This window comes from Streptomyces sp. NBC_00572 (assembly GCF_026341815.1).
GTDB lineage: Bacteria > Actinomycetota > Actinomycetes > Streptomycetales > Streptomycetaceae > Streptomyces.
Genome location: NZ_JAPENX010000001.1, coordinates 5,219,425 through 5,234,163 on the forward strand (window position 1 = coordinate 5,219,425; position 14,739 = coordinate 5,234,163).

Below are 14,739 nucleotides of genomic sequence, written 5' to 3' on the forward strand. Positions count from 1 at the left end.
CGATCGGCGGGGCTTATTTTTGAGGTGTGTACGAGGAGCGCCCCGCCCTGCTCGACGGAGCCGTCCTGTGGACCCGGACCGCCGGCCCCGCCCTCCCCGCCGGTTCCGCCGCGGGGGTCTCCCGGCCCGTCCTGCCCGACGGCTGCATGGACCTGATCTGGGCCGACGGACACCTCCTCGTCGCCGGACCCGACACACACGCGTACGTACCGGCGGAGACCGCCGAGCGGTACGCCGGGATCCGCTTCGCGCCCGGTGACGCCCCCGGCTTCTTCGGCGTACCGGCCCATGAACTCCGCGACCGGCGGGTCGCCCTCGGCACCCTGTGGGCCGAGGCCGAGGCGCGACGGCTCGGCGAGCGGATCACGGCGGCCCCCGACCCGGCCGCCGCCCTGGACACACTCGTACGCCGCCGGGCCGCCGACGCCCCCGCTCCCGATCCGCTGCTCCGGGCCGTCGTGGCTCGTCTCGCGGCGGGCCGGGCGGTCGCCGAGACGGCCGACGCGGTCGGCCTCGGCGCCCGGCAGCTGCACCGGCGCTCCCTGGACGCCTTCGGCTACGGCCCCAAGACGCTCGCCCGCGTCCTCCGGCTCCAGCGCGCCCTGGCCCTGGTCCTGGCCGGGGTGCCGTACGCGGAGGCCGCCGTACGCGCGGGCTGCGCCGACCAGGCCCATCTGGCCCGCGAGACCAGGGCGCTGGCCGGGATGACGCTCGGTGCCTACGTGGCGTCCGCGGCGGAGTCGGCGAACAGGGAGACGCCCGAACCGTCCGGGTCGAGGACCACGGCGTAGCGCTGGCCCCAGAAGGCGTCCCAGGGCTTCAGGTGCCCCCGGTACCCGGCCGCGACCAGCTCCTCGTACACCGCGTCCACGGCCCCCGGCGAACCGCAGCGGAAGGCGAGCTCGATCCGGTTCCCGCCCTCGGGCCGCCGCCACTCGGGGTCGAAGGAGCGCACGACGTCCTCGGTGTCCCAGGCGATCCGCAGTCCGCCGGGCAGCGTTGCCTCCACGTGCGGGGCGGAGTCGGCGCCGTCCGGGATCTCCAGACCGAGACGGCGGTAGAACGCGAGCGAGGCGGCCATGTCCGAGACGACGAGGCCGATCAGGTCGAGGCGGGGCGAGGCGTTCAGGGGTGAGGCGTTCAGCGGTGAGGTGTTCATACGGGCACGGTAGGCACGGTGCCGCCGGCCGGTCTTGTACGAATCGGACGCGGCACAGGGCGGCACCCGGCCCGCCGTACCGTCGGACCCTCGGGCTACGGTCGGCCCATGAGCACGCGCGCGTACGGACGGACCTCCTGGCCCTGGGCCGCGGCGGCCGTCCTGCTGTTCTGGCAGACCTGGTACCTGCTCCACGTGTACGCCACCGAGCGCTCGGGCGTCCGCTGGACCTGCGACTCGGAGGGGTGCGGCACGAACCAGCTCGCGGGCGGTGCGCTGTTCCTCGCGGCGCCCTCGGCGGTGGGCGCGGCCCTGCTCGCGGCCCCGTTCCTGGGCGGCCCCGCCGGGACCGGTCTCGCCCTGCTCCTCGCCTCCTTCGGGCTCTTCGTGGGCCGGGAGGACGACCACGCGGTCCTCGCCGCCCACGGACTGGCCGGGCTCGGTGCCGTTCTGGTCGTGGCCGGAGCGGCACGGGCCGTGCGGCGCCGGGGCTCGTCGGAGCCCGCCCCCGTTCCCGTCGAGGCGGGCGGCCGCCTCCCCGCGCACGTCCTCCTGCGGCTGCTCGCCGCTCCCGCCACCCTGCTGGTGGCCGTCCCCGGCACCGTCGCGGTCACCGCGCTCGTGCACGGGGCGCTGGACGGACCGCGCTGGGTGATGATGCTCGGCCTGAACGCCACCGTCGGCCTGCTGATCCCGCTCGGCCTCGCCAGGCTGCGGCACCGGCCGGGCGTGGCGAGCGGCCCCGTCCCCGAGCGGAGCGCCGCCCACGCGCCCGCGCGGCTCCACTCCCTCACCAGCCGGGGCACCGCCTTCGTGTTCGACCTGACCGTCGAGCCGGACGGGGGAGCCCCGTACCGGATCGAGGTCGAGCACCCCCTCGACCTCCAGGACGCCCGCACCCACCGTGCGGCCGTGGTCCGGCACGACCCGCGCCGTCCCTGGCGGGTCGACCTCCCGCAGCACCCTCCGGCCGCCGTCCTGACCCGGGCCCGGGCCGCCGCCCGCGCGGAGGACCTCCCGCCGGCTCCCCGACTCCGCACCCCGGCCCCCGGGGCCCCGGCCGTGGTGCTCACCGCCCTGTTCACGGCGGCGCTGGTGACCCTGCTCGCGATGGCCTGAAAAAACCCGTGGCGCGCGTCGGGCGGTCCGGCTACGGTGTTCCTCGTACAAGATCGCGAAGAGATCACGCGAACGAAGAAAGACAACAGGAGGTGTGACCGATGGCTGTCATCACGACGGGCCTTGCCCTCACGCAGAAGTTCATCCACACCACCTCCGTGGCCACCGGCTGACCTCACCGTTCCACCCAGTGCCGGGGCCACCCCTGTGAAGGGTCCCCCTTGTCTTTCCCGCTTTCCGAGCGTTCTTCTTTCATCTCTTCCTCCTCCCTGCTCGACGCCCACGGCTGGGACGCCGGCTGGGCCGCCGACTTCGCCCCGTACGCCGCCCAGGGACTCGTCCCCGGCCGAGTGATCCGGGTCGACCGCGGGCAGTGCGACATCGCCACCGCCGACGGGATCGTGCGCGCCGACACGGCGTTCGTGACCCCGCACGACCCGCTCCGGGTCATCTGCACCGGCGACTGGGCCGCCGTCGACGCCGATGGCGTCAGCGACCCGCGCTACGTACGGGCGTGCCTGCCGCGCCGTACGGCCTTCGCGCGCTCCACCTCCTCAAAGCGGTCCGAGGGACAGATCCTCGCGGCCAACGTCGACCACGCCGTCATCACCGTCTCGCTCGCCGTCGAGCTCGACCTCGGCCGGATCGAGCGCTTCCTCGCCCTCGCCTGGGAGTCCGGCGCCCAGCCCACCGTGGTCCTCAGCAAGGCGGACCTCGTGCCCGACCCGGTCGGGCTCTCCTACCTCGTCGAGGACGTCGAGACGGTCGCCCCCGGCGTCCAGGTGGTGCCCCTCAGCTCGACCACGGGCGAGGGACTCGACGTGCTGTCCGCGGTGGTCGCGGGCGGTACGACCGTGCTGCTCGGCGTCTCCGGCGCCGGGAAGTCGACCCTCGCCAACGCCCTCGTCGGCGAGGACGTCATGGACGTCCAGGCCGCCCGTGACATCGACGGCAAGGGCCGCCACACCACGACCACCCGCAACCTCTTCGTCCTGCCGGGCGGGGGCGTCCTCATCGACACCCCCGGGCTGCGCGGAGTCGGGCTCTGGGACGCCGAGACAGGCGTCGGCCAGGTCTTCTCGGAGATCGAGGAGCTGGCCGGGAACTGCCGCTTCCACGACTGCGCCCACGAGGCGGAGCCGGGCTGCGCGGTGACGGCGGCGATCGAGGACGGCTCGCTGCCGGTGCGCCGCCTGGAGAGCTACCGCAAGCTGATCCGCGAGAACCAGCGGCTCGTGGCCAAGACCGACGCCCGCGTGCGCACCGAGATCCTCAAGGACTGGAAGCGCAAGGGCGCCGAGGGCCGCCGGGCCATGGAGCTGAAGCGCGGCCACGTCCGGTAACGGGCCCGCGGGGGAGGGGCGACCCTCCCCCGACCCTCGCAGCGCCGTGTCCGAAAACCGCGAGCCGGGTGTCGTCGGGCGTCGCACACTGGGAGACGTGAAGGACGACGACACCCGCTACGAGGCGGTCAGCAGCAGGGACGCACGGTTCGACGGAGAGTTCTTCTTCGCCGTCCGCACCACCGGCATCTACTGCCGTCCCAGCTGCCCCGCCGTCACCCCCAAACGGCAGAACGTCGCGTTCTTCCCGACGGCCGCCGCCGCCCAGGGCCACGGCTTCCGGGCCTGCCGCCGCTGCCGTCCGGACGCCGTGCCCGGCTCCGCCGCCTGGGACGTACGGGCTGATGTCGTCGGGCGGGCCATGCGGATGATCGGTGACGGCGTCGTCGACCGCGAAGGCGTGCCCGGCCTCGCCGGACGCCTCGGCTACAGCACCCGGCAGGTACAGCGCCAGCTCACCGCCGAGCTCGGCGCCGGGCCCGTCGCCCTCGCCCGCGCCCAGCGGGCGCACACCGCTCGGCTGCTGCTCCAGACCACCGGGCTGCCGGTCACCGAGATCGCCTTCGCGGCCGGCTTCGCCAGCGTCCGCCAGTTCAACGAGACGATCCGCGCCGTCTACGCCCGCACCCCCACGGCCCTGCGCGCCGAGGCGGGCAGCGGCGCGGGCGCCCGGACCGCCCTCGCCGCCGGGGTCCCGCTGCGGCTCGCCCACCGGGGCCCGTACGCCGCCGGCGAGGTCTTCGACCTGCTCGCGGCCGAGGCCGTGCCCCGCGTCGAGGAGGTCGTCGGCGCCTCCGGGGCCCGCACCTACCGGCGCACGCTCAGGCTCCCGTACGGCACCGGGGTCGTCTCCGTCGACGAGCGCTCCGCCGGGCGCTGGCTGGAGGCACGGATCCATCTCACCGAGCTGCGTGACCTGACCACCGCCGTGCACCGGCTGCGGCGCCTCTTCGACCTGGACGCCGACCCCTACGCGGTCGCCGAGCGCCTCGGTGCCGCACCCGGGCTCGCCGCCGAGGTGGCCGCCCGGCCCGGCGTACGGTCCCCCGGCACGGCCGATCCGGAGGAGTTCGCGCTGCGCACGCTCCTCGGCACGGCGGAGACCGCCCGGGTCGTCGAGGCCCACGGCACCCCGCTGGCCACCCCCTGCGGCACCCTCACCCACGTCTTCCCCGAGCCCCGGGCCCTGACCGGCCACCCCGTCGCGGGCCCGCTGGCCCGCGCGCTCGCCGACGGCGAGGTCCGGCTCGACCCCGGCGCCGACCGCGACGAGGCCGAGCGCGCGCTGCTCACCGTCCCCGGAGTGACCGCCGGGGCCGCCGCCCTGATCCGGATGCGGGCACTCGGCGACCCGGACGTACCCCCGGCGGGTGTCCCGGGCGGGGAGCAGTGGCGCCCCTGGCGCTCGTACGCCGCCCGCTACCTCAGGACGGCGCTCCCGGAGACTCCTCGAGACCCCAGCTGTGGATCCGGCGCGGATGGATCCGGATGACCTCCTCGCTGAAGTGCGGGCCCAGCGCGTGCGGGCCGACGAGGAGCTCCGCCTCGCCCCGGATCTCGACGCCCCGCACCCGCCAGGGCCGGACGCTCGCGAGGTCGTCGACGACCAGCGCCACCTTCGGGTTCTCCCGCAGGTTGCGCCACTTCTTCGTACGGCCCATCGCGAGACCGCCCACCAGGACGGTCCCGTCCTCCTGCGGGAAGAAGCCCACCGGATTGACCTGCGGCTGACCGGACGGGTCGACCGTGGCCATCCGGCCGAGCTGCCGGCCGCCGGTGAGATAGGCGCGTTCCGCCTCGCTGAAGCCCTCGAAGTCCCTCATGACCCCAGCATCGCGCCGCCGCGCCGCCGGCGGATCGACAGCGGGACCCATCCCGTCTCCCTCTTCCGACCTAGGTCGTGTCCGGGAAGTCCCGCTCTGCACGCGACGTACCCGACGGAGGACTCAGCCCCAGATCACCGCCCCCGCCCACGCCCCCACGATCAGCAGGCAGGAGAACAGCTCGACCAGCACGCTCGTGCCGGCCGCCCGCATCACCGTGCGGGTCGCCGCCCGTGCCTGGCCGTGGCCGCCGAGCCGGAGCCGTTCCGAGAGGTAGATCCCGCCGATGAAACCGGGGATCGCGCCGAGCACCGGGACCAGGACGAAACCCAGGAGCGCGCCGACCCCGGCGTACGTCACCATCCGCCGGGTGATGCCCACGCCCCGGAAGCGGCGGGGCGGCAGCTGCCACACCACCACCTGGGTGAGCAGCAGCAGACCGGTCGTGGAGGCCAGCAGGATCCAGGCGAGGTCCGTCCGCTCGTGCAGCGACCACCAGAGCATCGCCGCCCACACCAGCCACGTCCCCGGCACGCCGGGGGCAAGGACCCCGAACAGGCCGAGCAGCATCACCGTCGCGACCATCAGGAGCTGCCACACACCCACGCTGCCCAGCGTCCCCCACAACCGGCGTCCGCGCAGGTCGCGGCGGGCATCCGGGTACGACGAGCGCGGCGGCGCCCCGCTCAGCCGCGCGCCACCCAGCCCTTCTCGTACGCGTGCCAGCCCAGCTGCAGCCGGGTCGTCACCCCGCTCAGCTCCATCAGGCCCTTCACCCGCCGCTGCACCGTCCGCAACCCCAGGTCCAGCTGCTTGGCCACGCTCGCGTCCGTCATCCCGGCGAGCAGCAGCGAAAGGATCTCCAGGTCCATGATGTCAGGACCCGGTGCCTCGTCCTCGGTGATCTGCGCCCCTGCCCCGAGTCTCAGCGGCAGCGCCTCCCGCCACACCGACTCGAACAGGCCCATCAGCGATTCCAGCAGCCCGCTCGCGTGGACCACGATCGCCGCCGGTTCCGCGCCCCGCCCGGTCAGCGGCACCATCGCCAGGTTCCCGTCGGCGACCACCAGCTTCGTCGGGACCCGGTCCGCGACCCGGATCCGCTCCTCGCGGCCGAGGGCGGCCGAGAGTTCGAGGAGACCGGACGGGAGCGTGAGCACCTCGCGCTCGATCACCACCCGGTAGCGCACCCCCCGGCCGGCCGCCTGCTCCTCCGCCTCGTTCTCCATGCCGGAGACCGCGATCGGCTTGCCCGTCACCAGGGCGCAGACCTCCTCCTGCGCACCCAGCTGCAGCTGGAGGAAGCGGTGCGTGACGGCGCTCGCGCCGGTCACCACCTCCACCAGGTCGTGCACGGCCGCTTCCTCGGCCTCCGCCCGGTACTCCTCGGCGAGCAGCGCCGCCGCCAGCTCCGCCTGCTCCAGCTCGTGCCGCTGCTGGGTGAGCAGCGCGCCCAGGGCCACCCCCGGCGGCGCCGCCACCCACCGCCCGGTCCTCGCCGAGGACTGCGCGGCGAGGCCCTGCGATTCGAGGCGGCGCAGCGCCCGCTCGGTGTCCCGCTCGGGCAGTGCGAGCCGGTGCGCGAGATCGGTCACCTCGGCCGCGCCCAGCGCGACCAGCGCCCGGTACGCGGACTCCTGGCGCTCGTCGAGTCCTATCGCTCCCAGCATGGATGCCCCACCCCTCGCCCTACCTCCGGCGGCGCGACCCGGATCTTCCCGGGGCATTCACCGGAGGCATTCGTTCCGTTGGTGACCTGGCGGGAAACGGCCACGGCGCATTCCCGCCTCGCCCATCATCCCTGTACGGCCCTCACCTCTGCCAATGTGGCGCCACCGCAGCACCAACAGCCTCCGGAGACGGGTGTCTTATGCCTTATTTCCGGAATCAGATGGGGAGAGCGATGCGCCCGATTTCGCGTACGGCCCTGGGGGCGGCGACCGCCGTCGTCCTGGCCGTCACCGCGGTCGCGCCGTCCATGGCGAATGAGCCGCAGGACGACACGGCCGGCAAGCGACCGCTGGTAGGCAGCGAGGCCTCGGCCCGCGCCGGGGACCGGCCCGTCACGGTGACCCTGGTCACCGGAGACCGCGTCGTGGTCACCCGCGACGCCGCCGGCAACCCGGCCGCCGCGGCGCTGCCGCGCGAGGACGGGACCCTCCCCCTGGTCCAGACCCGCCGCTCCGGCCAGGACCTGTACGTCTACCCCGAGGACGCCACCGACGCGCTCGCCGCGGGCCGCGTCGACGAGGAACTCTTCAACGTCACCGGGCTGGTCCGGCAGGGCTACGACGACGCCGCCACCACCACGCTGCCCCTCATCGCGGTCTACGGCTCCGACCTCGCCCGCTCCGTGCCCGCCGCCCCGCGCGGCGCCAAGCGCGGCCAGGTCCTCAAGACCGTCGACGGCGTCGCGCTCAAGGCGGAGAAGAAGCAGGCCGCCACGTTCTGGGCCGAGCTGAACGCCCCCGCCGCCCGCTCCGCCTCCGGGATCAAGAAGCTCTGGCTCGACCGCAAGGTCCAGGCCACCCTGGAGCGCTCGACGAAGCAGGTCCACGCCCCCGAGGCATGGGCCGCCGGCTACGACGGCACCGGCACCAAGGTCGCCGTCCTCGACACCGGCGCCGACGTCGAGCACCCCGACCTCAAGGGCCGGGTCGCCGCCTCGGAGAACTTCACCGACTCCGAGACCACCGACGACCGCCAGGGCCACGGCACCCACACCATCTCCACCGTCGGCGGCTCCGGCGCCGCGAGCGGCGGCAAGAAGAAGGGCGTCGCGCCCGGCGCGGCCCTCCTCAACGGCAAGGTCCTCAACGACTCCGGATCCGGCGCCGCCTCCTGGATCATCGCGGGCATGGAGTGGGCCGTCGCGCAGGGCGCCGACGTCGTCTCGATGAGCCTCGGCAGCCCCGTACCCACCGACTGCACCGACCCGATGAGCGTCGCGGCCGAGGAACTCGCCCAGAACAAGGGCACGTTGTTCGTCATCGCCGCCGGCAACTCGGGCCCGACCCTCAACACGGTCTCCTCGCCCGGCTGCGCGCCCGGCGTCCTCACCGTCGGCGCCACCGACCGCGACGACTCCACCGCGTACTTCTCCAGCCGCGGCCCGACGATCGTCAACCACACCCTCAAGCCCGAGATAGCGGCGCCCGGCGTCGGCATCTCCGCCGCCGCGGCCGGCGGCCGGGGCGTCTACGCCTACCAGTCCATGTCCGGTACGTCGATGGCCACCCCGCACGTCGCGGGCGCCGCCGCCATCGTCAAGCAGCGCCACCCCGACTGGACCGCCCAGCAGGTCAAGGCCGCGCTCGTCGCCTCCGCCGAGAGCTCCGTCCCCGGCGACGTCCGCGAGGTCGGCGGCGGCCGCCTCGACGTCAAGGCCGCGATCGACCAGACGGTCCTCGGCGCCCCCGCCGTCCAGGGCGGCACCTTCAACTGGCCGCAGGACAAGAGCGACCGCACCACGGTCTCCGTCCCGTACACGAACACCTCCGGCGCCCCGGTCACCCTGACCCTCGCCGTCGAGAAGGTCACCGGCAACGACGGTTCTACCGTGCGGAGTTCGGTCGCCCGCCTCGGCAAGCGCACCGTCACCGTGCCGGCCGGAGCCACCGTCCAGGTCCCGCTGGAGCTCGATCCCACGGCCCGCCTCGACCGCGCCCAGTACGGCGACGTCACCGGCCGCGTGATCGCCACCGGCAAGGGTGGGATCCACGTCTCCACGCCGTTCTCGCTCTACGTCGAGCCCGAGACGGTCACCCTCCGCGTCAAGCTGATCGACCGTCAGGGCAAGCCCGCCTCCGGCGCCTCCTCCCTCGACGTCATCGGCACCGACGACGCCAGCGGCCAGCGCCGCTTCAACGAGGGCGCCGCCGACCAGGTCTACCGCCTGCGCCCCGGCAGCTACTTCCTCTCCTCCTTCGTCACCACCCCCGACGCGGGTGAGGGCGCCACGCTGAACGACTCGCTCAGCTACCTCGGCCGCCCGCAGCTGGAGCTGAAGAAGGACACCACGGTCGTCCTCGACGCCCGCAAGGCCCACAAGCTGTCGGTGCAGACCGACCAGGCCTCCGAACTCCGCGGCACCACCCTCGCGTTCGCCCGCTCCTGGGACGACATCTGGATGCACGCCGGCACCGCCGCCGGACCGCGCACCATCCGCGGCTACTACGCCTCGGTCGAAGGCTCCGCCGACGAGGGCGACTTCGAGTTCGGCAGCTACTGGCGCGCCGCCGCCCCGCAGATCTCCTCCCTCCGGACCACCGACGGCCTGACCCTGCACCCGGTCACCGCCTCCACCGGCTCCGACACCCTCGACGGCACCGGCTCCGCCCGCCTCGTGGATGCCGGAACCGGCACCCCGGACGAGCTGAAGGCCGCTGGTGTCGAGGGCCGGATCGCCCTGGTCCGCTTCCCCGACACCTCCAACGCGGCGACGACCGTCGCCCGCAACGCCAAGGCAGCCGGAGCGGTGGCCGTCCTCGCGTACCGCACCGGCCCCGGCCGCTGGTACCCGGCAGGCGGATTCGCCGGCACCGGATTCCCGGTCCTCGCGGTCGACTCCGCAGAGGGGGCGGCACTGCTCACCAAGCTCGCCGCCGGTGAGGTCGGCCTCTCCTGGAAGGCCACGGCGAAGAGCCCCTACCTCTACAACCTCGCCTTCCCCGAGAAGGGCGCGATCCGCGGCGACAAGAACTACCGCGTCCGCGACGGGCAGCTCGGCCGCACCGAGTCCACCTACCGCGCCATGGGTCTCGCCAACGACTTCGTCGACTTCAGTGCCGCCTTCCGGCCCAACGGCACGCTGATCTCCTTCAGTGACCTCGCGCCGATCCCCGCGCCGGGCACCCGCACCGAGTACTACACCGCCGGGGACACCAGCTGGGACCGGATGCTGTCCTCCAGCTTCCCCTTCGGCGAGTACATGAGGGGCGCCCAGCGCAGCTACAAGGCCGGCGAGCGACGCACCGAGAGCTGGTACGACGGCGTCGTAGCCCCCACCGCCCCGCGCGACACCACCGGCAAGCCGGTCCTCGTCGCCGAGCGTCAGGGCGACTACATCGGCTTCTCCGCCGCCATCTGGGGCGACAACACCCACCACGGCGAGGCCGGTTCCTTCGGGGACATCGGCAACGTCCGCCTCAGCCGGGACGGCGAGGTCCTCGGCGAGTCCGGCTGGCCGTTCGGAGCCTTCGAGGTACCCGCCGACGCGGGGACGTACACCCTCGAACAGAACGTCATGAAGATCGGCAGCAAGGTGTGGGCCCGCTCCACTTCCGTCAACTCGGTGTGGAAATTCACCTCCAAGCTTGACGAGAGCGTCTATTCTCAGGGCATCCCGATTCTCTTCCCCCGGTACGACCTTCCGGAGGACGGACTCAAGACCCTCGCCGCGACCGACGGCCAGCACATCGGCCTCACCGCGACGGGTCACGCGGGCTACACCCCCGCAGCGCTCACCTCGGCCAAGCTCTCGTACTCCTACGACGGGGGTACGACCTGGACCGAAGCGCGGGTCTCTCAGCAGGGCGGCAACTGGACCGCGACCGTGAACCACACGGGCGCGACCGGCAAGCCGGTCACCCTGAAGACCGAACTGACGGACGCCAACGGCAACTCCGTCACCCAGACCGTGGTCCGCGCCTACGACGTGCGCTGATCACGCCGGTCCGCCGGGCGTCCTTCCCGTGGGGGGTGGGGCCGTCCGGCGGACCACCCATTTGCAGCAACGGTTTTCCTGATGTCCCGTTTTCGGGCGCCCCGCGCGGTGGACAATAAGGGCATGACTCAGCAGGGGGACGACAACTGGTGGGACAAGCTCTACGACGAGTCGGCGCCGGACACGGCCCCGACGGCGTCGGGTGACACACTCGACGACCACTTCACGACGGCGACGAGGGCCACGACGGGTCCGCCGACACGGGAGTCGGCGCCGAGCGCCTCGTCCGGCCCGGCACCCGTGCCGGACCCGCGCCCGGCGGCACAGGGCCCGGCGGCACAGGGCCCGGCCGCGCAGAGTCCGGCCGCGCAGAGCCCGGACCCCACGCCCGCCGCGCCCCGCAGGACGCCGAACCCGTGGGGCGCGACGGCCGGCCCCGTCCCGGCCCCGCCGCCCGCGCCACCCGGCACCGGCGGACCGCCGCACCCGGTCAGGGCCCCGAGCGCGCCTTCCGCGCCGCCGCACCCGCCCGCCGCGCAGGGCCCCTCCTCCGCACCGCACGCCCCGCCACCGGCCCCCGCCGCGCCACCCGCGCCGTGGGAGGTACGGCAGGAAGGGCCGCAGACCTTTGCCGCGCCTCCGCCGCCTCCCCCTCCGCCGCCCGCGCCGCCCGTCGAGGCGCCCACCGTCCAGGTGCAGGTGCCCCCGGTCCCGCCCCGGCAGGACCCGGAGTCCGAGCCCGGGCCCGAGCCGGGGTTCGAGGACCAGGACCGCACCGGCTCCGGCTCCGATGCCGGCCTCACCGTCGAGGTCTCCGTGCCCCGGCCCCGTACCGGATACGTCGGCAGCAGGCCCCCCACCTACGAGCCCGAGCCGACCGCACTGCCCGTCGCCCGGCCCGGGGAGCTCGGCGAGCTGGTGTCCGACACCGTGCTCGACGGGGCCCGTTACGGCACCTGCACCCTGCGGGCCGCCTCCGTACGCGGCGACTCCGCGCGCTACCGGGGCGAGCCCCGCCGCGACGCCCTGCTCACCGCCCGCTTCGGCCACGACGAGACCGCGCTCGTCCTCGTCGCCGTCGCCGCCGGGTCCCGCGCCGCCGAGGACGCCCATCTCGCCGCCGCCGACGCCTGCCAGTGGATCGCCGAGGCCGTCTGCCGCAGCCATGCCCGGCTCTCCGAGGACATCAGGACCGGCCGCCGCGGCGACCTCAAGTCGGGACTGCACCGGCTGACCGACCGTACGTACGGAAAGCTCCGTACCCGCGCCGCCGAGCGCGGCCTCGCCCCCGACGAGTACACCGCGACCCTCCGCTGTCTGCTCGTCCCCGCCGACCCCGACTGCCGCACCCGGGTCTTCTTCGGCATCGGCGGCGGCGGGCTCTTCCGGCTCCGTGACGGCTCCTGGCAGGACATCGAACCGCTCCTGCCCGAACCGGCCGCCGTCACCGGCGCCCCCGTCCTCGGCTTCGGGTCCCCGTCCACCACCGCCGCCGCCGAAGCGACCGAGGAGGGCGACCGGCTCACCATGGACCTCGGCATCACGACCGCTCCGGGGCCGCTCGTCGAGGAGCCCGTGGCGCCGCCCGCCGAGCCGTTCCGCTTCCGCGCGTCCGTCGCCCGCCCCGGCGACACCCTGCTCCTCGCCTCGCCCGGCCTCGCCGAACCGATGCGCGGCGAACCCGCCCTCGCCCGCGAGCTCGCCGCCCGCTGGGGCGACGCCGAGGCGCCCGGCCTCGCCGCGTTCCTCGCCGACACCCAGCTGAGGGTGACCGGTTACGCCGACGACCGTACGGGGGTGGGCGTCTGGGAGGCGTAGTCCACCGGGCGCAACCCGCCGGGCCATGTGTTGATGGAGCCATGGCCAAACAGAATGTGGCGGAACAGTTCGTCGACATCCTCGTGCGCGCGGGAGTCCGGCGCCTGTACGGCGTCGTCGGTGACAGCCTGAACCCGGTCGTCGACGCGATCCGCCGGACCCCCTCGCTCGACTGGATCCAGGTGCGGCACGAGGAGGTCGCGGCCTTCGCCGCCGGGGCCGAGGCCCAGATCACCGGCCGGCTCGCCGCCTGCGCCGGCTCCTGCGGCCCGGGGAACCTGCACCTCATCAACGGCCTGTACGACGCCCACCGCTCGATGGCCCCGGTCCTGGCCCTCGCCTCGCACATCCCGTCCAGCGAGATCGGCCTGGGCTACTTCCAGGAGACCCACCCCGACCAGCTGTTCCGCGAGTGCAGCCACTACAGCGAACTCATCTCCAACCCGAAGCAGATGCCCCGGCTGCTCCACACGGCGATCCAGCACGCCGTCGGTCGTGGCGGCGTCAGCGTCGTCTCGCTGCCCGGCGACATCGCCTCCCAGCCGGCCCCGGAGAAGGCGGTGGAGACGGCGCTCGTCACCACCCGGCCGACCGTCCGCCCGGGGGACGCCGAGATCGACGCGCTGGTGCGGATGATCGACGCGGCCGACCGGGTGACGCTCTTCTGCGGCAGCGGTACGGCCGGGGCGCACGCCGAGGTGATGCAGTTCGCCGAGCGGATCAAGTCACCGGTGGGCCACGCCCTGCGAGGCAAGGAGTGGATCCAGTACGACAATCCGTACGACGTCGGCATGAGCGGACTACTCGGCTACGGCGCCGCCTACGAGGCCACCCATGAGTGCGATCTGCTGATCCTGCTCGGCACCGACTTCCCGTACAACGCCTTCCTGCCCGACGACGTCAAGATCGTGCAGGTGGACGTCCGGCCCGAGCACCTCGGCCGCCGGTCCCGGCTCGACCTGGCCGTCTGGGGAGACGTCCGCGAGACCCTGCGCTGTGTGGCCCCGCGCGTCCGCGCCAAGAACGACCGCCGCTTCCTCGACAAGATGCTGAAGAAGCACGCCGACGCCCTCGAAGGCGTCGTCAAGGCCTACACCCGCAAGGTCGAGAAGCACGTTCCGATCCACCCGGAGTACGTCGCCTCCGTCATCGACGAACTGGCCGACGGTGACGCCGTGTTCACGGTGGACACCGGCATGTGCAACGTCTGGGCGGCCCGCTACCTCAGCCCCAACGGGCGGCGCAGGATCATCGGTTCGTTCAGCCACGGCTCCATGGCGAACGCGCTGCCGCAGGCCATCGGCGCGCAGTTCACCGACCGGAACCGGCAGGTCGTCTCGCTCTCCGGCGACGGCGGATTCTCCATGCTGATGGGCGACTTCCTCACCCTCGTGCAGTACGACCTGCCCGTGAAGGTGATCGTCTTCAACAACTCCTCGCTCGGCATGGTCGAGCTGGAGATGCTGGTCTCGGGACTCCCCTCGTACGGAACGACGAACAAGAACCCGGACTTCGCGGCCATCGCCCGCGCCGCCGGCGCCTACGGCGTACGGGTCGAGAAGCCCAAGCAGCTGACGAGCGCCCTCAAGGACGCCTTCAGACACAAGGGCCCGGCCCTGGTGGACGTCGTCACCGACCCCAACGCGCTCTCCATCCCGCCGAAGATCAGAGCCGACATGGTCACCGGCTTCGCCCTCTCCGCCAGCAAGATCGTCCTGGACGGGGGAGTGGGCCGGATGGTGCAGATGGCGCGCTCCAACCTGCGCAACGTGCCCCGACTCTGAGGGAATGCTGGCGTTTTGGCGGGGCATG

11 protein-coding genes are annotated in these 14,739 nt (G+C 73.6%); 7 read left to right on the forward strand and 4 right to left on the reverse strand.

Going from position 1 to position 14,739, the window contains the following annotated elements; translation table 11 throughout:
- Nucleotides 1–26 precede the first annotated feature (26 nt).
- A complete protein-coding gene (locus OG514_RS23995) occupies nt 27–791 on the forward strand; it encodes a helix-turn-helix domain-containing protein (RefSeq protein ID WP_266898097.1) in 765 nt (254 codons plus the stop codon).
- Here OG514_RS23995 and OG514_RS24000 read toward each other — a convergent pair.
- Nucleotides 719–1,159 carry a VOC family protein gene (locus OG514_RS24000; protein WP_266898099.1) on the reverse strand — a complete coding sequence of 147 codons (441 nt, stop codon included), beginning with the start codon at nt 1,157–1,159 and terminating at the stop codon, nt 719–721. The genes OG514_RS23995 and OG514_RS24000 overlap by 73 nt on opposite strands.
- A gap of 108 nt (nt 1,160–1,267) precedes the next feature.
- On the opposite strand from OG514_RS24000, the gene OG514_RS24005 reads away from it, so the two are divergent.
- From OG514_RS24005 to OG514_RS24015, 3 genes are all read left to right on the forward strand, one after another.
- Entirely contained in the window at nt 1,268–2,278 is a 1,011-nt protein-coding gene (locus tag OG514_RS24005; protein ID WP_266898101.1) for a hypothetical protein, read from the forward strand.
- Between the two features lie 221 nt (nt 2,279–2,499).
- On the forward strand, nt 2,500–3,621 hold the full coding sequence (gene rsgA / locus OG514_RS24010; RefSeq protein WP_266898103.1) for a ribosome small subunit-dependent GTPase A: 1,122 nt from the start codon (nt 2,500–2,502) through the stop codon (nt 3,619–3,621).
- Between the two features lie 97 nt (nt 3,622–3,718).
- Nucleotides 3,719–5,113 (forward strand): DNA-3-methyladenine glycosylase 2 family protein, encoded by a 1,395-nt coding sequence (locus OG514_RS24015; RefSeq protein WP_266898105.1) that lies wholly within the window; start codon nt 3,719–3,721, stop codon nt 5,111–5,113.
- Here the strand turns inward: OG514_RS24015 and OG514_RS24020 are convergent.
- The 3 genes from OG514_RS24020 to OG514_RS24030 form a co-directional block, all read right to left on the reverse strand.
- Nucleotides 5,046–5,444: a PPOX class F420-dependent oxidoreductase gene (locus tag OG514_RS24020; RefSeq protein ID WP_266898107.1), complete on the reverse strand. Its 399-nt coding sequence runs from the start codon at nt 5,442–5,444 to the stop codon at nt 5,046–5,048. The two genes, OG514_RS24015 and OG514_RS24020, sit on opposite strands and share 68 nt — an antisense overlap.
- Nucleotides 5,445–5,567: 123 nt before the next feature.
- The gene (locus OG514_RS24025; RefSeq protein ID WP_266898109.1) at nt 5,568–6,050 is read right to left on the reverse strand and encodes a DUF456 domain-containing protein; all 483 of its coding nucleotides are present in this window, start codon (nt 6,048–6,050) and stop codon (nt 5,568–5,570) included.
- 80 nt (nt 6,051–6,130) lie between these two features.
- Complete coding sequence (locus OG514_RS24030) at nt 6,131–7,114, reverse strand: helix-turn-helix domain-containing protein (RefSeq protein WP_266898111.1); 984 nt, start codon at nt 7,112–7,114, stop codon at nt 6,131–6,133.
- A 233-nt stretch (nt 7,115–7,347) separates the two neighbouring features.
- On the opposite strand from OG514_RS24030, the gene OG514_RS24035 reads away from it, so the two are divergent.
- From OG514_RS24035 to OG514_RS24045, 3 genes are all read left to right on the forward strand, one after another.
- Entirely contained in the window at nt 7,348–11,109 is a 3,762-nt protein-coding gene (locus OG514_RS24035) for a S8 family serine peptidase (protein WP_266898113.1), read from the forward strand.
- Nucleotides 11,110–11,232: 123 nt separating this feature from the next.
- Nucleotides 11,233–12,927, forward strand: coding sequence for a protein phosphatase 2C domain-containing protein (locus tag OG514_RS24040; protein WP_266898115.1), 1,695 nt, complete (start codon nt 11,233–11,235; stop codon nt 12,925–12,927).
- Between the two features lie 41 nt (nt 12,928–12,968).
- The gene (locus OG514_RS24045; RefSeq protein ID WP_266898117.1) at nt 12,969–14,711 is read left to right on the forward strand and encodes a pyruvate dehydrogenase; all 1,743 of its coding nucleotides are present in this window, start codon (nt 12,969–12,971) and stop codon (nt 14,709–14,711) included.
- Nucleotides 14,712–14,739: the final 28 nt, after the last annotated feature.